Source organism: Thermanaerothrix daxensis (assembly GCF_001306145.1).
Taxonomy (GTDB): domain Bacteria; phylum Chloroflexota; class Anaerolineae; order Anaerolineales; family Anaerolineaceae; genus Thermanaerothrix; species Thermanaerothrix daxensis.
On the sequence record NZ_LGKO01000005.1, the window covers coordinates 133,833 to 153,134 of the forward strand.

The 19,302-nt window shown below is 59.9% G+C and carries 21 protein-coding genes and 1 other RNA gene; 12 read left to right on the top strand and 10 right to left on the bottom strand.

What is annotated here, in order from left to right; translation table 11 throughout:
• The 3 genes from SE15_RS09310 to glpX are packed head-to-tail and all read left to right on the top strand — an operon-like array spanning window position 1 to window position 2,615.
• Window positions 1-753 carry an isoprenyl transferase gene (locus SE15_RS09310; RefSeq protein ID WP_054521852.1) on the top strand — a complete coding sequence of 251 codons (753 nt, stop codon included), beginning with the start codon at window positions 1-3 and terminating at the stop codon, window positions 751-753.
• A 3-nt stretch (window positions 754-756) separates the two neighbouring features.
• Window positions 757-1,572 (top strand): phosphatidate cytidylyltransferase, encoded by an 816-nt coding sequence (locus SE15_RS09315; RefSeq protein ID WP_054521853.1) that lies wholly within the window; start codon window positions 757-759, stop codon window positions 1,570-1,572.
• Between the two features lie 29 nt (window positions 1,573-1,601).
• The gene (gene glpX, locus SE15_RS09320; protein WP_054521854.1) at window positions 1,602-2,615 is read left to right on the top strand and encodes a class II fructose-bisphosphatase; all 1,014 of its coding nucleotides are present in this window, start codon (window positions 1,602-1,604) and stop codon (window positions 2,613-2,615) included.
• 68 nt (window positions 2,616-2,683) lie between these two features.
• Here the strand turns inward: glpX and SE15_RS09325 are convergent, their stop codons facing one another.
• From SE15_RS09325 to SE15_RS09340, 4 genes are all read right to left on the bottom strand, one after another.
• Complete coding sequence (locus SE15_RS09325) at window positions 2,684-3,397, bottom strand: SIMPL domain-containing protein (RefSeq protein ID WP_083461855.1); 714 nt, start codon at window positions 3,395-3,397, stop codon at window positions 2,684-2,686.
• Between the two features lie 124 nt (window positions 3,398-3,521).
• Window positions 3,522-4,580: a LiaF transmembrane domain-containing protein gene (locus SE15_RS09330; RefSeq protein WP_054521856.1), complete on the bottom strand. Its 1,059-nt coding sequence runs from the start codon at window positions 4,578-4,580 to the stop codon at window positions 3,522-3,524.
• Between the two features lie 14 nt (window positions 4,581-4,594).
• Complete coding sequence (locus SE15_RS09335) at window positions 4,595-5,239, bottom strand: hypothetical protein (protein WP_054521857.1); 645 nt, start codon at window positions 5,237-5,239, stop codon at window positions 4,595-4,597.
• Between the two features lie 61 nt (window positions 5,240-5,300).
• Window positions 5,301-6,095, bottom strand: coding sequence for a LiaI-LiaF-like domain-containing protein (locus SE15_RS09340; RefSeq protein ID WP_054521858.1), 795 nt, complete (start codon window positions 6,093-6,095; stop codon window positions 5,301-5,303).
• A gap of 232 nt (window positions 6,096-6,327) precedes the next feature.
• Here SE15_RS09340 and SE15_RS09345 point away from each other — a divergent pair, with 232 nt between their 5' ends.
• From SE15_RS09345 to SE15_RS09355, 4 genes are all read left to right on the top strand, one after another.
• A complete protein-coding gene (locus tag SE15_RS09345) occupies window positions 6,328-6,621 on the top strand; it encodes a hypothetical protein (protein ID WP_054521859.1) in 294 nt (97 codons plus the stop codon).
• Between the two features lie 9 nt (window positions 6,622-6,630).
• Window positions 6,631-7,434 (top strand): N-formylglutamate amidohydrolase, encoded by an 804-nt coding sequence (locus tag SE15_RS09350; RefSeq protein ID WP_152965586.1) that lies wholly within the window; start codon window positions 6,631-6,633, stop codon window positions 7,432-7,434.
• A gap of 80 nt (window positions 7,435-7,514) precedes the next feature.
• An RNA gene (ffs, locus tag SE15_RS14195) (signal recognition particle sRNA small type) lies at window positions 7,515-7,614 on the top strand.
• A gap of 23 nt (window positions 7,615-7,637) precedes the next feature.
• Window positions 7,638-8,522 (top strand): methyltransferase domain-containing protein, encoded by an 885-nt coding sequence (locus SE15_RS09355; protein WP_054521861.1) that lies wholly within the window; start codon window positions 7,638-7,640, stop codon window positions 8,520-8,522.
• On the opposite strand, the gene SE15_RS09360 is transcribed toward SE15_RS09355, so the two are convergent.
• The 3 genes from SE15_RS09360 to SE15_RS09370 are packed head-to-tail and all read right to left on the bottom strand — an operon-like array spanning window position 8,519 to window position 11,656.
• Window positions 8,519-9,280 (bottom strand): class I SAM-dependent methyltransferase, encoded by a 762-nt coding sequence (locus tag SE15_RS09360; protein ID WP_054521862.1) that lies wholly within the window; start codon window positions 9,278-9,280, stop codon window positions 8,519-8,521. The genes SE15_RS09355 and SE15_RS09360 overlap by 4 nt on opposite strands.
• A complete protein-coding gene (locus SE15_RS09365; RefSeq protein WP_054521863.1) occupies window positions 9,277-9,981 on the bottom strand; it encodes a ubiquinone/menaquinone biosynthesis methyltransferase in 705 nt (234 codons plus the stop codon). Before SE15_RS09365 ends, SE15_RS09360 begins: the two co-directional genes overlap by 4 nt.
• Complete coding sequence (locus SE15_RS09370) at window positions 9,971-11,656, bottom strand: GAF domain-containing sensor histidine kinase (RefSeq protein WP_054521864.1); 1,686 nt, start codon at window positions 11,654-11,656, stop codon at window positions 9,971-9,973. The genes SE15_RS09365 and SE15_RS09370 overlap by 11 nt, the downstream gene beginning before the upstream one ends.
• Before the next feature lie 207 nt (window positions 11,657-11,863).
• Between SE15_RS09370 and SE15_RS09375 the strand changes: the two genes are divergently transcribed.
• The 5 genes from SE15_RS09375 to SE15_RS09395 all read left to right on the top strand — a co-directional run bounded on the left by SE15_RS09375 (window position 11,864) and on the right by SE15_RS09395 (window position 15,406).
• Window positions 11,864-12,562 (top strand): phage protease, encoded by a 699-nt coding sequence (locus SE15_RS09375; RefSeq protein WP_054521865.1) that lies wholly within the window; start codon window positions 11,864-11,866, stop codon window positions 12,560-12,562.
• Between the two features lie 227 nt (window positions 12,563-12,789).
• On the top strand, window positions 12,790-13,137 hold the full coding sequence (locus SE15_RS09380) for a roadblock/LC7 domain-containing protein (protein ID WP_054521866.1): 348 nt from the start codon (window positions 12,790-12,792) through the stop codon (window positions 13,135-13,137).
• 9 nt (window positions 13,138-13,146) lie between these two features.
• A complete protein-coding gene (locus SE15_RS09385; protein WP_054521867.1) occupies window positions 13,147-13,779 on the top strand; it encodes a V4R domain-containing protein in 633 nt (210 codons plus the stop codon).
• A gap of 2 nt (window positions 13,780-13,781) precedes the next feature.
• Entirely contained in the window at window positions 13,782-14,654 is an 873-nt protein-coding gene (locus SE15_RS09390; protein WP_054521868.1) for a response regulator transcription factor, read from the top strand.
• A complete protein-coding gene (locus SE15_RS09395) occupies window positions 14,651-15,406 on the top strand; it encodes a polyprenol monophosphomannose synthase (protein ID WP_054521869.1) in 756 nt (251 codons plus the stop codon). The genes SE15_RS09390 and SE15_RS09395 overlap by 4 nt, the downstream gene beginning before the upstream one ends.
• Here the strand turns inward: SE15_RS09395 and rsmA are convergent.
• Genes rsmA through SE15_RS09410 form a run of 3 tightly spaced genes read right to left on the bottom strand, consistent with a single transcriptional unit; the run spans window position 15,382 to window position 19,293 of the window.
• Window positions 15,382-16,257 (bottom strand): 16S rRNA (adenine(1518)-N(6)/adenine(1519)-N(6))-dimethyltransferase RsmA, encoded by an 876-nt coding sequence (gene rsmA / locus SE15_RS09400; RefSeq protein WP_201778085.1) that lies wholly within the window; start codon window positions 16,255-16,257, stop codon window positions 15,382-15,384. The two genes, SE15_RS09395 and rsmA, sit on opposite strands and share 25 nt — an antisense overlap.
• Window positions 16,242-17,648: a ubiquitin-like domain-containing protein gene (locus SE15_RS09405; RefSeq protein WP_054521870.1), complete on the bottom strand. Its 1,407-nt coding sequence runs from the start codon at window positions 17,646-17,648 to the stop codon at window positions 16,242-16,244. The genes rsmA and SE15_RS09405 overlap by 16 nt, the downstream gene beginning before the upstream one ends.
• 34 nt (window positions 17,649-17,682) lie before the next feature.
• The gene (locus tag SE15_RS09410; protein ID WP_054521871.1) at window positions 17,683-19,293 is read right to left on the bottom strand and encodes a hypothetical protein; all 1,611 of its coding nucleotides are present in this window, start codon (window positions 19,291-19,293) and stop codon (window positions 17,683-17,685) included.
• Window positions 19,294-19,302 lie beyond the last annotated feature (9 nt).

Here is a 19,302-nt window from a genome sequence, read left to right on the forward strand (position 1 = left end):
ATGGAATCAACCCCTGCGGCTGTTTCAGCCCCTGAATTGACCAAAGTCCCCACCCACATTGCCATCATTATGGACGGTAACGGACGCTGGGCGCGTCAGCGTGGTCTGCCACGCCTGGCGGGCCACCGCGCCGGCACTGAGAACCTGCGCCGTATCATTCGGGCTTGTGTGGAATTTAACATCAAATACCTGACCATTTATGCTTTCTCGACCGAAAATTGGGGACGGCCTGAAGAAGAGGTCAACGGGCTGATGGCCATTCTGGAAGAAGTGATTGACAAAGAACTGGATGAATTGCACCGTGAGGGGGTGCGCTTGCAGCATATTGGCCGTTTGGAGCGTCTCAATCCCACCCTGGTAGAGAAGGTCAAATACGCGGTTGAGTTGACTCGGGATAACGACCGTTTGATCCTCAACATCGCCTGGAATTACGGGGGACGGGATGAGATTGTCTGCGCTATTCGCAAGATGATCGAGGATGGGATCAGGCCCGAAGAGGTGACCGACGAACTGGTCAGCCGTTACTTGTTTACGGCCGGCATTCCCGATCCCGATCTGATCATCCGCACGTCGGGGGAGATGCGCATCAGCAATTTTCTGATCTGGCAAGCCGCTTATGCTGAATGGTATGTGACCCCGACCTTGTGGCCGGACTTTGATCGCGAGGAATTGCTTAAAGCCCTGGTGGATTACAGCCGCCGCGAACGTCGGTTTGGCCGCCTGCCCACAGATGAGTGCTGCTCCGAGGTCTGATAAATGCTTGCCCAGCGCCTCATGGTCATCATTGTCCTGATTCCGGTGGGTGTGACTTTTGCTGTGTGGGGGGGCTGGCCCTATGCGGCGTTTATTGCCTTGATCTTAGTGGTAGCGGCCTGGGAATATTGGCGCATCTTCCGTCGGGGAGGGTATGCACCGCTGGCGGGTGTGCTTTTGCCCGGCGTGGCGATCCTGGTGTTGAGCCGTGCTGCCTGGGGATTTGATCACAGCCACCTGATCCTTTCAGCGCTCATTCTGGTGACCATGCTGGCCCACATGGTGGCGATGGCCACCACGAACACCGCCCAAGGCGTGGATTTCGCGATCACGCTGGGCGGGTTGCTCTACATTGGATGGTTGGGCAGTTATCTGATCTCGCTACGTGCCCTACCTCAGGGGTTATGGTGGCTGTTGCTGGTCATCCCGATTATCGGGATTGCGGATTCGGCGGCCTTTCTCATCGGGAGGCGTTTTGGTCAGCACAAACTGGCACCCGCCATCAGTCCAAACAAGACCTGGGAGGGTTACCTGGCCGGAGTGGCCTTTGCCATCCTGAGCGGTCTGTTGCTGGCGTGGTTGTGGCAATTGCGTTTTCCTGCTCTGCAACCCTCGCAAGGGCTCATCCTCGGGGTATTGATCGGTACGCTGGCGCCATTGGGGGATTTAGGAGAGAGCATGTTCAAGCGCCAGTTTGGGGTAAAAGAAGCCAGCCATTTACTGCCAGGCCATGGGGGGATATTGGATCGCATTGATTCCTGGATTTGGGCGGCCGTGATCGGGTACTACCTGATCACAGGTTTGTGGTTATCCGTGTAAACCTTATTCCCAATAGACGGAGGAAAGCGATGAGTGAGGTCCCCTTACACAGCGAGATCGGTGATACCCGACCGACGCGCAACCTGGCCTTGGAACTGGTGCGGGTGACAGAGGCGGCGGCGCTGGCGGCCGGGCGCTACGTGGGACGTGGCGATAAAGAGGCTGCCGACCGTGCGGCCGTAGATGCCATGCGCCTGATGCTCAACACCATTCAAATGGACGGGGTGGTGGTCATCGGGGAAGGAGAAAAAGATCAGGCCCCCATGCTCTACAATGGGGAGCGTCTGGGCACCGGGGATCCACCGCAGGTGGACATTGCCGTGGACCCCATTGACGGGACACGCCCCACTGCGCATGGGTTGCCCAATGCCATCTCGGTAGTGGCGCTGGCGCCGCGGGGGACCATGTTCAACCCCGGTCCGGCGGTGTACATGCATAAAATTGCCGTTGGTCCGGCAGCGCGGGATGTGATTGATATTGAGGCTCCGGTCGAGGAGAACCTGCGCCGTATTGCCAAAGCCAAAGGGGTGCCGGTTGAAAATCTCACCGTGGTAGTGCTGGACCGCCCGCGCCATGCTTCGCTGATCGCCGAAATCCGCCGGGTTGGGGCGCGCATCTCGCTCATCCCGGATGGGGATGTGGCAGGTGCACTGATGACCTGCATCCCATCTTCGGGCATTGATGTGATGATGGGAATCGGCGGCTCGCCCGAAGGGGTCATTGCCGCCGCGGCGCTGCGGTGTGCAGGGGGCAATCTCCAGGGAAAATTGTACGCCCGAACCCCTGAAGAGCGGGCGCGCTGTGAAGAACTGGGTTATGATTTTGACAAAGTCTTAACCCTGGATGACCTGATTGCATCGGACGATGTCTTTTTTGCCGCGACCGGGGTGACCAATGGCGATCTCCTGCGGGGGGTACAGTACTTCCCGGATGGGGCGACCACGGAGAGTCTGAGCATGCGCGGGCTGACCGGCACGGTGCGTCGCATCATTGCCACCCACCGCCTGAGCAAACTGGCGCGCATCAGCGCGATTCCGTACTGAACCGCAAATCAGAACGCCCCTGCGTCAATCTACGCAGGGGCGTGACCTCAGCATACAGGTTTGGATACCTAGCGGATAAGGTAGGTGATGTTGGCGTCGGCGCTGATAATCAATTGCCCGGCGGCGATTGGGGCGCTGCCACCACCCCCCAGGCCCATGCCCTTGGCCTCATACACCGGGATGGGGCTGCCTGAGGAGTACACACTGACATTCTGCACCTCGCCCAGGGTGACTCCAACGGTCTGGGCCAGTTCCTGAGCACGGGCCTTGGCGTTCTCGATCGCTAGGCGGCGGGCCTCCGACTCGGCTTTTTCGCGGTCGGCGACATCAAACGTGATGCCGTAAATGTTGTTGGCACCGGCCCGCACCACCGCATCCAGCAGACCGCCCAACTGGCTCAAATCGCGTGCGGTGATGAAAACGGTATTTTCCACGACAAATTTAGTGCCGAGCACCTCACCGTTGGGACCGAAGTTCTGCTGGGGGTATACGTTGAAGGCGCTGGTCTGAATATCTTCCTGGGCAACGCCGCGTTCCTTGAGCAGATTGACGATGGCCTGGGCTTGTTGGTTGTTCGCGTTCAGGGCACTGGCAACGTCATCGGCTTCGGTGCGCACTCCCACGTAGATGTAGGCGATGTCCGGCACCACATATACCTTCCCGCTTCCCGAAACATTCAGGGTGCGGATTTGCTCTTGAGACGATGCTGGCACCTGGATGCAGCCGGCCAGCAATCCCAGCATGACCAGGGTCAGCAGGGCGAGCATAAGGGGCTTTCTCATGAGGTTTCCTCCTTACAGAGAGATGAGTGAAATTGGTTTATTGACACCAATAAGACGCCCTGCTGGCGAAAAAGTTCCCTTCCGCTGGACTGGTACCTGGCTTGGGGGAAGACTCCAAACACCTTCACGGCGCGTAGATCACCCGCAGCCCCCCCATGGGTTGTTCTACGCTCAGGCGCTGACGCGCGTTGGTAGCGGTTGTTCCGGGCGAGTAGCAGAGGTTTTCCTGGCAGGTAAAATCTGTGGGCAGAGTCAGTGTGGACAGGGCGCGGTTAATGCGCAGTTCCAGGCGTGCTGTGCGGGGCACAATCAGGGTGGTGAAACCAATGGGATTGGCCAGTCGGCCTTCCAGTTCACCGGTGGCTGGCAGAGTCACGGTCAGGCTGCCCAAAGCCACCTCGCTTTCGAGGCGACTGAGGGAAGTGAGTGCGCTCAAATCCAGCACCTGCTCACCCAGCCCACTTTTCAGGCTGATTTCCATGGGAATTTGCGCGTTGAGGCGTAACCGCCAGAGTGATTGGCTTGGCCCTGCGCTCCAGGGGAAAACAACCGAACGGCCTTCTGCGCCGATTCGCACCTGGGCGGTGCCGCCAACCGTCTCCATCTGGGTGGTCAGGCCTAAACCACGGGGCAGGGTGATTTCACCCTCAACCAGGGTGCGCTCGGCGGCTCCCCCGCTGAGTTCCAGGCGGCCCAGGGGTTGCTCAATCTCAATCTGAGCGCGCTGTGCCCCGGCAGGGAGCGCGTAGGTGAGCGGTTGGGCATTCGCAGGGATACGCGCCTGGCCAATGGCAAACCAGGTAATCCCACCTAGCAGAACCAACATGACTGCCATTGCCAGCGCTGAGGCCCAAGCGGGGCGCTCGCGCACCACCAGATCCAGCCCAAGGGCGATCAGGAAGATCGGCCACAGGCGAAGAAGCAGTTCCCATCCCCCCAGGGGGAGAAAACCGAGGTTAGCCAGCAGGAATACCCCGCCCAACAGGATGGAAAACACTCCCCAGGTCCAGCCTTTGCCCTGGTAGATATGATCCAATCCGCCGATGATGAAAAGCAAAGGCCACAGGCGGATCAACAGTTCCCAGCCATCTACATGGATCACCCCCAGGTTATTCAGCAAGAACACCACTCCCACGGCGATCAGCAGAAGCGGAAAAAACAAACTTGGTCGAGTTTTTTGCATGACATTCCCTCCCTTCAGGATCGTGTTCCCCGCAAAGCGCGGTAAACCAGAAAGACTCCTACGAGGATGAGCGCCAGTGGCCAGAAGAAGCGTCCTAACGCGGTGGTGCCAAGGAACAGCAACAAAGAAAGAACCAGGAGAATACCCGCCGGGTACAGAGGCCAGGTCATGTGCGTACCGCCCGGCCCGGGCAGTAAATAGAGCACGAGGAATGTCAATCCTAAGCCGGCAAAAAACACCCAACCACCGCTGGCACCGGGGAGGAGAGACTCCGCGAGGGTGACTAGCGCCAGGGTAAGCATCGTGCCAGCCGGGATGATAGCCCACCAGAACTCCCGACGTAGCAGGTAAACCACCACAAAACTCAACCCAATGCTTCCCAGGACCAGCGCCCCACCCCAGTAGCGGGTGGCTTGCGGGGCAAACGTGCCCAGCAGGATGAGAGCGGCGATGCCCAGGAGCGGGAAAGCGGGGAAGGCGGCCCACCAGGCCTCACGATTGGAGAGCAGGACCCCCAGGAAGATCACTCCACCTACCGCCAACAAAATACCCCAGACCACGCCTGCCAGGTTGACCTCAAACCACAGACTGACCAGGGCCAGCAATCCGGCCAGGATGAGAGCCACCCCGCCGATGATGCGCCAGCGCGATTCGGACATGTTTCCCTCCTCAAGAGAAAGAAAATAACGAGATCGGCCTTTTCTATCTACGTAAAATGGGCTAAAAGATTTCGACTGAGCCCAAACCTGTTTCTACATGGATCTCAAAGCGGTTGGTGGCTGTGGGGTAATCCGGCGATTCGTAAACCTCGCCGTTATGCGGAAACCGCTGGGTATCCACGTTGACCCCGGCCAGCCCGCTTTGCACGCGAATGCGTACGGCCAGGGTAGGAGGAACCCGAATCTTCAGGCTGGCAACCCCACTTTTGAGGTGGGCGCTGCCCTGACCCTGGGCAGGGAGGATGAGGGTGGTCTCACTGGCCCCGGTTTCCAGGTGTAGATGCCGGACCTGCAGGGCGCTGAGATCGAGGTGGCTCTGATTGGCCCCCAGGCGCAGATCCAGATTCAGCGGGACATGCGGATTGAGGCTGAGTTCCCAATGATGTCCTCCTGCGCTGCTGACCCAGGGTAGGAAAAGGGCGTCGGCTTCCACCCGCATCTGCACCGAGAGGTCCTCTCCCTGACGTTGTTGCTCCAACCTGACCGCGCTGCCCAGAATCCCGTGCAGGAGCAGATCCTCGTTTGTTTCCAGTGCCCCTAGGCGCAGATACCCCGCGCCGTGGTCCAGGCGCACAGAGGCTGTGCGGGCCCCTTCAAGGGGGAGGGTGATCTCACGGCGTGCACCCGCGGCAGCCTCGGGTCGAAACCGTAATAACAACCCAATTCCCAGGAAGATCAAGAGAAGCGGCCAGAAGATCGCCCAGGCGCTGAAGGGCAGAAGCCCCAGGTTTTCTAACAGCAAGAGCAGCCCCAGAATTAAGAGCGCTCCACCCCAAAACAAGCGTCGTCGGTTCATGTAAAGAGTCTCCTCCCTTGGAAGACGAGTTACCAGAAGTAGATTGTTTGAGCCCCCCTCTTTATAATTTGTCTAGATATCTCTGGTTTGGTTCCATTATACCATGGATATGTGGTTTGGGAGCGCTCTCAGCATCAAGGGTGTCGGATTGAGATTTGCGCTTGTCTGGGCAAATTTTGTATAATGAAATTGGGCACGCTCTTCGGAGGATGGGCTGGCCCAGGAGGTTACCATGTATGTAACCGTTTTGATGGGTTATGTGGCCCGTGAGAACTGGAGCACGCTCCAAAAGGCCTTTGCCGAAGCGGTGCGCCATCCGCCGAAAGATTTGCTGCATTCGGTGCTGGTGCAGTCGGTGGATGATCCGATGCAGTGGCAGATCATCTCATTCTGGTCCTCTTACGAGGCCTACAAAGAAGCCGAAGCCAAAAAACAGACCGACACCTGTGTACAACTCTTCTGTGCTGCCGGGAGCACCCCTACCCGGCGCGGTTATCGCGTCAGTGAGCGGTTCAGTCGCATTTAAGGGGTGAATGTGGAAGCGTGGTTAGAGCGCTTGGTGGCGCTGGAGTCTGAAGTGGCGTATAAAACCCCACCTGCGCCGGGGGAGCGTTATTTCCGTTTCTTGCCGGGACGGTTGCCGATTCTATTATCGGCGCCACATGGCGCAGCCCATGTGCGCGAAGGCCGTCTGAAGGAAGAGGAGGATTATACTGCGGCACTGGTGCGCCTGGTGGCGGAATTGAGCGGGGCGCATGCGCTTTTCACCTGGCGCAAGGCGGATCCGGACCCGGGCTTTTATCCAGAGACGCCGTACAAACGGGCCTTACGTCAAATCGTACGCCGATACTCCGTTCGTTTTATCGTGGATGTGCACGGTTGCGCGGCCTATCGTGATTTTGGATTGGCTCTGGGCACCCTGCATGGGCAGAGTTGCCCGGGCGAACGCCGCCTAATCCTGAGTCTGCTGTCTCGTTTTGGTTTTCGCGAGTCGGGTCCCTGGCTCTCGGTCGTGGACGTGGATCACACCTTTACGGCTAACGGTCGTCTGGGGCAGGAAACCATTACCCGCTTTGCCTGGCAACGGTTGGGGGTACCGGCAGCGCAGTTTGAATTGCACCCGCAAATCCGTGTAGTGCGGCGATTGAGCGAGGCTACTGAGCGTGAGCCTTTTCAAGGCGACAGGCAGATGATTCTGCGCACGGTAGTATTCTTTCAAGCGCTGGTAGAGGCGCTGGCACTGCGGTTGGGCAAAGATGCACCAGAGCGGGAAGGGCTGGCGGCCCCTTCATCGTTTGAGGGTGAGGACGATGCGCCCTGGGTCCCCCAGGAGGATTAGTCTGCCTGCAGGGGACTGAAGTAACGGTTACGGTCGTGATTGACAGCCCGCGCAGAGCGGGGTATGATTAAGGCGCGTTCGGGTGGGACCGGCGCGGCAGAAACCGCCGAACCCTGTCAGGTCCGAGAGGAAGCAGCAGTAAGGCGGCCCTTCTGGGCGCCGCCGGCGAACCTGCCCGACGCAATTTTTACACCTGTTAGCCTATGGAAACTCCTCCCATTTGCAATTATGAAGGCTCAGATTATCAGCGCTCTTTCTGGGAGCAGGGCGGGCGTGCCTACGAGGATGCTGTAGAAGCCCTGGCCCTACGTCGTCTCCTGCCTCCTGAAGGCGGGCAGTGGCTGTTGGAAATCGGAGCGGGGGCAGGGCGGAATACACCGCGTTATCATGGCTACCAGCGCATTGTACTGCTGGATTATTCCCGCACCCAGTTGCAACAAGCCCAGGAACGCCTGGGGCAAGATGGGCGTTATCTTTATGTTGCGGGGGATGCGTACCGCCTGCCGTTCGTGAGCGGCTTCTTTGATGCCGCCACGATGATCCGCACTTTGCACCACATGGTGGAGCCGCGGCGGGTGTTGGAGGAAGCCCGACGAATTTTGCGCCCGCGTGGTGTGTTTATCCTGGAGTTTGCCAATAAATGCAATCTCAAAGCCATTCTGCGCTACCTTCTGCGCCGCCAGGTATGGAGTCCTTTCACCCCGGAGCCGGTGGAATTCGCTCCCTTGAATTTCGATTTTCATCCTGCCACGGTGCGTACCTGGTTGAACCTGAGTGGCTTTGCCGTTGAGCGCCAGTTGACCGTTTCACACTTTCGGCTGGGGTTGTTTAAGCGGCTTTTGCCACTGGGATTGTTGGTAAAACTGGATGGATTGGCCCAGTGGACGGGGGACTGGTGGCAACTTTCGCCCAGTGTCTTTGTACGCGCGCGTGCCCGTGGCGAAACCCCGGCGGCTTCGACGTTTGCCTTCCGTTGTCCGGCCTGTGGTCATGAGCCCCTGGCCGATACCCCCCCTGAGATCACTTGCCCGGAATGTGGGCGCACCTATGCGGTAGAAGACGGAATTTACGATTTTCGTCTGCGCTAGGGTGTGATCTTTTCCAGCACCCAGAAGTGTGAAAGCCCCAGGAGGCGCAGGGGGGTCTTTTCGAGCGCCTGCAGGACCGCTCTCAGGAGACGTCCCAAACGAGGGAAGCGGGCAATGATGTTATCGTAGGCGCCGAAGATGATCGTGCGTTGGACCACGCGCAGGGGCAGGCCGGCGATCAGGCGATCCAGGTCGCGGCTTGAATAAACGCGCACATGTGGGGCCAGGCGGTCGCGCCAGCGCTGGGGGAGGTAATTGACCAGCGGAATGTTGCCGAAGCGGTACCTGCCCCGCCAGTAGATGCCATGGGTCTCGAAGGGGTAGCCCCGGTTGGGGCAGAAGAGTACCAGCCGCCCACCGGGTGCCAGTACGCGAGCAATCTCAGCCAATGTCTGACGATCGTCGGCCACGTGTTCGATTACTTCGTGGCTGAGGACGAGGTCGAAGGTGTGGGCAGGAAAGGGCAGGGCCTCGCCGGCTCCACAAACCACCCGCGGGTGACGGCCATAGGCCTCGCGGGTGCGCTCCCATTCGATATCCAGCCCCACGGCCAAATGTGCCGACTCGCCCAGACGGGCTAAGTACTGCCCCACGCCGCAACCATCCACGAATACCCGCCCCCGTTCGCGTCCTTCGGCGGCCGCCAGGATCATGTTCAAACGGCGTTCCTGTCCGGCTCGCCAGACGTAGGAAGGGGTGCCACGCAGGGCGGCTTTGGATGCATCGGCAGGAGAACCAGGAGGATGGCGGGAGGTCATGTATGGCCCCAGTGAATGGCGATAGTGCCCATCATTTTATACACAAAACGCACGTCTGAGAAGCCCGCTGCTTCCAGAGCGGTGGCCAATTGGGGCGCGGAGAGAAACCCAGCGCTGGAATGCGCCAAGTACTCATAGGCCTCGCGCTTGCCGGTGAGCACGCCGCCGATCCAGGGGATCATCCTGAACATCAATGCATCGCGGAGCGGGCGGAGGGGGTGGGGGGTAGGACGGGTTGTTTCAAGGATGGCGATCTGTCCACCGGTTTTGAGCACCCGAGCCATCTCGCGCAGGGTCTGGGGCAGGTCGGCCACGTTGCGCAGCAAAAAGGCGCAAACCAGGGCGTCGAACGTCTCGGTAGTAAAGGGCAGGGCCAGTGCGTCTGCGGCGCACCATGCGGGGGGATGTGGAAAAGTGCGGCGTTGCCCCAGCAGAAGCATGGGCAGGGTGAAATCGGCGGCCACCACCCGCACTTTGGGCACCTGGCGCATCACCTCACGGGCAAGATCGCCGGTACCACAGCCCAGATCCAGCACAATGGCCCCCGGTGGCAAATGCAGGCCGCGCACAGCCTCGCGCCGCCAGGCTAAATCTAAACCGCCTGTCATCAGGCGGTTGGTCAAATCGTAGCGTGGGGCAATCTGCCCAAACATGTGGCGGATGCGCGCGGCGCGCTCCGCCGGATCGGTGTTACTCGTCATTGGTCAGGGGCACCCAGGCCAGGATGGTCGTGCCCGCCCCGGGCTCGGAGATGATCTCCACCTCTCCCCCTGCTTGGCGGGCGCGAGTTTGCATGTTGGAAAGCCCGTGACCGATGGACTGACAAACCTGTTGGGGGTCGAAGCCACGTCCGTCGTCCCGGACTTCCAGCAAGACGCGGTCCGTAGTTTTCCACAAGGTGACTTCCACGTGTCGGGCGCGGGCATGTTTGGCAATGTTGGCGAGCGCCTCCTGGCAGATGTGGAAAAGCGCTACCGCCTGAATTTCGGGCAGGCCGGCCAGTTCATCTTCTGGCCCTTGCAGGTCCACATTAAGCAGAGTGTTGGCATGAAACTCCTTGACCAGGCGACGGATGCCCTGCATCAGGGTCTCGTTTTGCAACTGGCGTGGTCGCAGGTCAAGGATGTAGGCGCGGATGTCGCGAATGGTGCTGTCAATATCCCGGATGGCCTGCTCAATCCGCTGCAGGGCGGCCTGGGGGTCCTGGTGGATCAGCAGACGGGCGTGTTCCAAGGTCAGCCCTACCGCGTAGATGGACTGGATCACGCCGTCGTGCAGGTCCATGCCGATGCGCTCGCGTTCCTCAAGCACGGCCAGGCGGCGGCCCTGCAAGTTTAGACGCACATTCTCAATGGCCAATCCCATCCAGGAACTGATGGTGGCCAGGAACTGCATTTCCAGATCGTCCAGGGGGCGTGCATGACGGCTGGCTACGCACAATACTCCCAGCACGCCCTGGCGGCCGCGAATGGGGAGGCAGGCCACCTGCTGAAAATGCTGCAGAATCACCTGTGGATGCAGGCCTTGCCCATCGGGTGGGGCCGGCTTGAAGACAAAGGGCTGGTCGCGCTTGGCCACCTGGCCGATGATGCTCTCGCCCAGGGCAAATTCTTCGCGCTGCCACAGCGCCTCAACCACCGAGCCGCGGTGCAACATGCGTTGCAGGGTGCGCCCGTTTTCCTGGCGCAGATAAACCTCCCCCACTTCCAGTTGCAGATAATCCAGCACCTGGGTGAGGGCTTTATCCAAAATCTGATCAATGTCCGAGGAGGTGGCCAGGGTAGATGCCAGTTCGTTGAGCAAAGCCAGGTTTTCGTTGCGGCGGGTGAGGATGCGGTCGCGCTCGACTAATTGGCGGTAGATGCGTGCGTTGGTGATGGCAACGGCGGCATATGCCGCCAGCATCTCGATCAGTTGCTCATCTTCTTCGGTAAATTCCGGAGCATCTCGCTTATTGGTCAGGTAAATCTGCCCCAGCTGGCGGTTGCCCTGGCGGATCGGCACGCCCAGGAAGGAGGTCATAAAAGGATGGTGAGGAGGAAAGCCCACACTGCGGGGGTCGCTGGTAACATCGCGCAGGCGGATGGGCTTCTCGCTGCGCATCAGCGTGCCGATGAGCCCCAGCCCACGTGGGGGGTGAGCCATGCGACGAATTTCCTCTTCGCTCATCCCCACCGGGATGAAGGCTTCTAATTCCCCGTTGGGGCCAACCACCCCGACGGCCGCATATTGGGCGTTGACCTGTTCACAGGCCAGGCGCGCGATCTTTTCCAACAGGGATTCCAGTGAAACATCGCGCACTAATTCCAGGCTGGCATGATGAAGCGCCAGCAGGCGCTCTTCCAATTGTTCGCGGGTAAGATTGACCGTGCTCATAGCACTCCTTTGGCTTTTACTATTTTACTGGTCATTGTCTGTTTTCGTCAACTTTGTTACAAGGTTCACAAGAGCGATTCCCGTCCGAATGGGTTATCTTCAAGCCCTCTTCGTCAGGACTTCACAAATTCTTCACACGTGTTTGCTATGATCATGACTGCAAGCGCAAGCCAAGAACCCTTTACAAAAAGGAGGTTTTAGCGAAAGATGAAACGATTGATTTGGATAGGCGTAAGTGCCTTACTGGTACTGGGAGTGGCATTTGGGGCGGTCTCATGGGTGCATGCTCAGGCACCCACGCCGACCGAAACCCCTTCAACAACGTCCACGACCCCATCCTGGGGATGGGGCGGCTGGGGGCGTCATGGCCGCGGGATGATGGGATGGTGGGGCGGCTACCTGCAAGACGAAATGCTGACCGCCCTGGCCAACCGATTGGGCCTCAGTGTGGATGACTTGAAGGCAAAACTTCAGGCCGGTACCACCCCAGCACAGATTGCTCAGGAAAAGGGCCTGACCCAAGATGAGTTCCGCACGCTGATGCAGGAGGCACGCAACGATGCCCTTGACCTGGCAGTGAAGAACGGCAAACTCACGGCTGAGCAAGCGGAGCAGATGAAGCAGGGTACCTGGGCGCTGGGCACCTACCTCAAGGACACGTTCTTCGCCACCCTGGCCGAAAAACTGGGGCTGACCACGGAGGAACTCCAGGCCAAAATAGATGAGGCTCGCGGTGCTACCCTGGATCGCGCCGTGCAGGACGGCAAATTAACCAGCCAGCAGGCGGAGTGGCTCAAGCAGAACGCGCCCAAGGGCTGGGGCCTGGGTGGTTTTGGCTGCCGTGGGCCATGGGGAGGTTGGGGCCTGAGCAGCTCCACGCCCACCACGACCCCCACCCAACCCTGATCTCGCGTCACCCGGCTGACGCTGAAAGAGGGCAGAGCACGCACTCTGCCCTCTCGGTTTTTATGGAATCCCTGGTTGACCCTTACACTTCTGCAAAGCCGGGACAGGCTTGCTTGACATCAACCGGGGGCTGTGCTAAATTAGTAAACGCTAGGTATCTTCCCCGTGGTTGGATGAAATTCGCATAAAAAGGAGTTGCCGCCTTGACCAAGTCTCGCACTCAACTGATGGTAGAGCGGTTACGCGAATTGCAGGCCTCCTCACCAGATATTGAAGCCTCGGCAGTGGTCAGCCTGGATGGGCTGACAATTGCTTCGGCGCTGCCCCAGGGCGTGGAAGAGGATCGCGTTTCGGCTATGTCGGCGGCCATGCTTTCGCTGGGCGAGCGCATTGCGAATGAATTGGGGCGCGGTGCGCTGGATCAGGTGTACATCAAGGGTCAGAAGGGCTATGTGGTGCTGATGTCGGTGGGTGAAGAAGCGGTGCTTACCGCGCTGGCGCGTGAACAGGCCAAGCTCGGTCTGATCTTTTTGGACATGCGCCGAGCCGCCGAAGACCTGGCTAAACTGATCTGAGACGCAACCATGGAAGCGATTCCCAAGAGCGGCTATTATTACCCGAATAAAATTGCCCGCATTGCCCTGCTGGCACTGGAAGATGTGATGGGGAAGAACGGCGTTAACGCCATCCTTAACCTGGCCAACTTGCAGCACCTGATTGATAACTATCCTCCCGACAATTTGGAACGTCAGTTTGATTTTGCCGACTTCTCGGCCATTAATGGCGCGTTGGAGGAAATGTACGGCCCGCGTGGCGGTCGCGGATTGGCCCTGCGCGCCGGTCGGGCAACTTTCCAGGATGGGTTGCGTCACTTCGGTGCCCTGGCTGGCGTAGGCGATTTGGCCTTCAAGGTACTGCCTCTGCAGGCTAAACTGCGCATCGGCCTGCCCGCCATGGCGAAGATTTTCAGCACCACCAGCGATCAGTACTCCACTGTAGAAGAAAAGGACACTCATTTCGTTTATACCATCCATCGCTGCCCGGTGTGCTGGGGGCGCAAAAGTGACCGCCCTGATTGTTACATGGCAGTGGGACTGCTTCAAGAAGGCCTCAAATGGGTCTCCGGCGGGCAGGAGTTCCGGGTCAATGAGTCGAAGTGTGTGGCCATGGGGGATGCAGTGTGTGAGTTTGTGATCTTCAAAGAGCCAATTGGCTGATCATGAGTGAGATCGTTACCCCATCTACCCTGTTAATTATCGAGGATGATCTGGACGTGGCCGAAATGCTGGCCACGTTTTTCAGGGAGCAGGGCTATCGAGTGCTTACTGCGAACTGGGGAGAAGATGGGGTTCAAACGGCTACCGAGCAGATACCGCATCTGGTCATCCTGGATATTCGCCTGCCGGATATTGATGGATTTGAAGTGGCACGACGGCTGCGTGCCCAGCGCCGCACCCGCTACATCCCGATCATTTTCCTGACCGAGAAGCGCGAACGGCGAGATAAACTCCAGGGGTTGCAACTGGAAGCCGATGATTACATCACCAAGCCCTTTGATATCCGCGAACTGGGGCTGCGCGTGCGGAATGCGTTGAGCCGTGCCCGGCGTGAGTCGCTGACCCACCCGGTCACCGGATTGCCTCAGGGCACCCTGGTAGATGAAGCACTGGCACGCTGGTTAGCAACGCCTTCGCAGCCCCCTTTGTGGGTCATTGGGTTGCGCCACCTGGAAGCCTTTCGAGAGGCTTACGGGTTTGTGGCGGCGGATGATGCGTTACGAGCGGTGGCTTTGTTGTTAGGGCGCCAATTGCCCGATTCGGCAGATGATGCAGTCTTTTTGGGGCATCTGGATCACACTTCCTTTGTGTTGATTGGGGCTGCCGAGCCGCAAAGTGGTGTGGGGGAGCGCCTGACCCGTCAACTGGACCAGGCCCTGCAATTGTTCTACCGCAGCGAGGACTTGCAAGAGGGGCGCTTTGAGGGGAAGCGCCTGAGCGTGATGATCCGCCCCTTTGAATCTTCCACCCTCCCCGATTCTGTTGCGGCGCTACGCACGGCGCTGCTGGCGTTGGTGGAGGCGCCGGGGGCATGAGGCTCACGCTGGTCATCCCAACGTACAACGAAGCCGAGAACCTTCCCCTCCTGGCCGAGACGCTGTTTGCTTTACCTTTGCCCGATCTGCGCCTGCTGGTCGTGGATGATGCCAGCCCGGATGGTACCGGCCAGATTGCCGAAGGTCTCAACGAGCGCTGGCCGGGGCGGGTGCGCGTCTTGCACCGACCGGGCAAACTGGGGCTGGGCACGGCCTATATCCAGGGGTTTCGGCTGGCCATGGAAGAGGCCGATGCTGTGGGGCAGATGGATGCGGACTTTTCACACCCGCCGGCCAAGGTGGTGGAATTGGTGACCGCCTTGGAGACCTGTGATCTGGCCATCGGCTCGCGTTATGTGCCGGGCGGGTCGCTGGATGAGCGCTGGCCGTTCTGGCGGCGCTGGCTCTCAGGATTTGGTAATGCGTATGCGCGGGTGATTCTGGGACTGCCGGTGCGGGATGCTACGGGGGGCTTTCGCCTGTGGCGGCGAGAAGCCTTAGAGCGTCTGCCGCTGGAGCGAGTGCGCTCAAACGGCTACGTCTTCCAGGTAGAGATGGCTTACCTGGCGTACCTGCATGGGTTACGCATTCGCGAAATCCCCATTCACTTTGCCGATCGGCGCTGGGGGCAATCGAAGATGAACCTGCGCATTCAGATTGAGGCAGCCTACCGGGTGTGGTTGTTGCTACGTCAGTACGCCGATTTGCGCCATCGGCGCGTAGCCCATCAGGTCAGGTCGTCTTCTCGCTGAACCTGCGTTTGGCGATAAATTTGGACCAGGCGCGCCCACTCGTCCAGCCCAAGCGTCTCGGCGCGACGCTGAGGATCAATCCCGGCTTGTTCCAGCAGAGTTTCCACCCGGGTAGAGTGCCAACCCAGGCCGGCGGTGAGGGCGTTACGCAAAGTTTTGCGGCGCTGAGCGAAACCAGCCTGCGCCAGGCGGAAGAAAAGCCCCAAGTCCTCCGTGGGGATGCGTGGCTGGGGATATAGGTCCACGCGTAAAATGGCCGAATCCACCTTTGGCGGGGGGTAAAAAGCGCCGGCCGGAATGCGCCCAATGGGCTGGGGGTGGCCGTAAACCTGCACGCTCAGCGCTAGCAGGCTCATCTCGCCTGGAGCGGCGCAGATGCGCTCGGCAACCTCGCGCTGTACGGTCAGTACCAGGCGGAGAGGGCGCACCGGGCCCTCCAACAAGCGCCGGATGAGGGCGGAGGTGATGTAGTAGGGGATGTTTGCTACGACCAGCAACGGGTCGGCATTGCCAAGATACGGGGTCAGGTCAAGGCTCAGGATGTCACCCTGGAGCAGGGCCACGTTGGCCGCGTTGGACAGCACCTCCCGTAAAAGGGGGATCAGGCGCTCATCCAGTTCTACGGCCACTACCTGCTTGGCGGCGCGTGCCAGATAGCGCGTCAGGGTGCCCAGGCCAGCCCCAACTTCCAGCACTGTGGCATGGGAGGGGATCTCGGCGGCGGCCACAATGCGCTGAAGGATGTTAGAATCGAAGAGGAAATTTTGGCCCAATGACTTTTTGGGTTGCAGGCCGTGCTGGCGCAGCAACTGCGGCACGTTGAGCGGGGGCAGGTCTAGGGCAGAATCCATGGGATGGCGCTCGGAACGGGAGTGAGAAAATACACCGTGACGTACTGGTGCCAAGGTTGGTAGTCTTCGTCGCTGTAACCCAGATCAATCCAATAGCGCCCGGGCACACCTCCACCCACATCGGCGATCACGCCAATGCCGTAGCCGGGCACATAAAGACGTTGGCCCAACATCCACGAGTACCAGGCTCGGGTGACGGCGATGATGCCGTGTCGCAGAGGCAAGCCGCTGGCCGTAGCGGTGGAACAGCGATCCACTCCCAAACGGCAGGGAGAGTACGAAGTGGCGTACACGGTCACGGCTCGCCAGTACTCGAGGGTCCCCTGAGGGGTCTCCAGGGTGTGAATGACCACTTTCGTGCCGTAGCCCACGCGCTGCGGTTTGGGCTCCTTGGCCACCCACCGGGCCTCTACGGTGCGCCCCACCTCTTGCCCGTCCTCGTAGCGCACGCGCAGGCGGCTGACCTCAACCCCGTATTCGCCGGGCTCAATGATGCGACGCTGATCCAGTTCGGTTTCGGGGTCGGGCTCATACTCATTTTTGAAGGGCAGGGTCTCTTGCTCCAGCACGACTTCCTCGCGCACACGCACCACTCGGATGACCCCATCGGCGGGGAGGGGCTGGTCTTCTGGCGGCTGGCTGTAATCCAAACCCTGGAGGGCGATCCCGGCTTCGGCGAGGGCTTCGCCCACCGTGGCAGCGCTGCTGTAGAGAGTAAGGGTGTTGTCGTTTACCTGGACCCGGAGGAGGCGGGCTCGCCTCACCGTTACCTGGATTTCAGGGGTGAGCGGAGTCTCTGGTGCGGGGCTTACCTCATCGCCGCTTTCCAGGTGCAGGGCGCATTCAGCGAGGGCTTCCCCCAGAGTGGGTGCGGCAGAGTAGCAGGTGCCGGTTTGTCCCTCATCCTGCCAGGTGAGCGGGACAGCGTGACGCACTTCCAGATGGTAGGTGGTGGCAGGGGGGAGCGGCTGATAAGGGTCAATGGGCTGACCCTGCCAGTACACACGGTCACGGGGAAAAAGACGCACTCCTGCTTGCAGGAGCAGGTTAGCCGGAATGCGCTCGGCGCTCTTAAAGGCGAGGCCCCGGTGTTCCGGCCAGAGTGCTAGGTGCACCAGTCGGGCGTGCTCAAGGCGTAGCGGAGCGTCCCACCAGGGAGTAAGGGCGGGCCGGGCCGGAAGGAGGCGGTCCTCGGAGTGAGGGACAAGGTCGGCAGCACGCAGGAGGCTGCCCAGCGTCAGGGCACGTGTGCGTATTCCCACCCACTCCCCATCTACCTGTACCGGGACGATGCGCTCCAATCCCGCGAAAAGCAGACCGGCGCCCACCAGCCCCAGTAAAGCCGCCAGTGCCAGCAGCCAGTGAGGACGAGAATCGCGTGGTTCAGCCATGTGTCACCAATTGTACCGCGAGGTGGCCGGGTGCTCAGGGGGTCAGGTAGTCACCGCGCTGCTCCACCTGAGGGGGGAGGAGGGGGGCGAAGGCGCGCAGATGGGCTTGCAGGCTTGGGATATCTGCCTCGCGCAGCGCGTAGAACGATACGGTAGCATCCCCGCAAACGAGATTGGCGGGGATTTCCCATTCCCCCACCTTATGCCAATGGCTCGGCAATTGGCCGGGAAACCACGAGTCGTATACGATAGCCAGATCGGCATTGGCCTGGCGAGTCACCCGATCAATGGTTGTAGCGTCCAACGTCCCGTGGAGACGTGCCTGGGCAATTTCGCGGTTAGCCAATCCCACCAAGTCCACAACGTGAGCATTGGTGAAGTAAGCCACGGCCCCGATGTCGTTAAGGGCCACCGTTCCCTGGGGGTAGAAGCGGCTCACAAAGCGCGCCATCTGCACCTGCTGCTGGTAGATGTTGGCGCTGGCACGGGGCACGGAGAGGGTGAAGTAGGTTCCAGCCAATACCGGCACGGCTAGGATGGTTGCAGCCACCAGCGTCTGGGCAAGCGCGGCCAACCAGGGGATGGAGAACCAGCGGTGCAGATCGAGGCGCATTAGAGGAGGCACCAGCACCAACACGGCGGCGGCGATCAGATAGGCCTGGTAGCGTGCATAACCCTGCACCGACGCCAGGGTCAAATGGATCAACATAGATGCCGCCACGACCACAAGCAAGGCTTTTTCACCCTCCATGCGCCGCTCTCGGCGCCACTCGTTCCAGAATCCAACTCCCAATCCCAGCAGCAGTAACCCCATCTGCGGGGCGTGGTTCAGGTTATCGGCCAGGCGGGCTCCCAGGGTGCTGAGCAGTTCCAGCAGACTCCGACCCGTGCCGGGTGAGCTTTTGATCAGCAGAGTGGCGGGCAAAAACCACCAGCCCTGTTGGACGAAAAACAACCCCATCAAGGTAACGGGAAGCAGGGCCAACCCTGCCAGCGCCAGCCCCAGCCGCCATCGGCGCTGCCACATTAGCAGAAGGGTTGTGACGCCAATGAGGAATAAACCCTCGTAGCGCACCAGGGGCAGAAGCATGCCCAGAGGCAGCAGGCGGGAGTGGATACCCCTTGGCGCGGAAGGGGTCAGAACGTGTTCCAGAACCCACAAGAAAACCAGGGTGAGCACGGTGTGCAGAACGTGCTCCATGCCGCTAAAGATCATCGGCAAGAGCGGCATGGCCAGGATCAGCAAGACCAGTGCCAGGCTGATTTGAAGTTGATTCAATCCGTGCCGGGCCCAATACTCATACCCCAGGATGATCATGACCACGGCTAACCCCAGGTTGATCCAGAGAGGCAGAGTGGGGTGGTTACCGATGAGGCGCATTAGCAGTGCCAATCCTCCTGTCCACAGCAGGGAGGAAGATGAGGAGGAAAAGGCATATGGCGTGACCCCCCAAACCCCATACTGAGCCAGACTGCGCGCCATGGCCAGGTGAATGTAGGCATCGTCCACCACGTAGGTCAGGTGACCTGCATTACGTGCCAGCACGCTGAGGCCAAGCAGAAGGGTCGAAAGCCCCAATAACGCCAGAGCGGCACCCAGTGCCCAGGCACGACGCAAATTGAGAGGCTTTGTCTTTTGACTCATCGCTAAAAT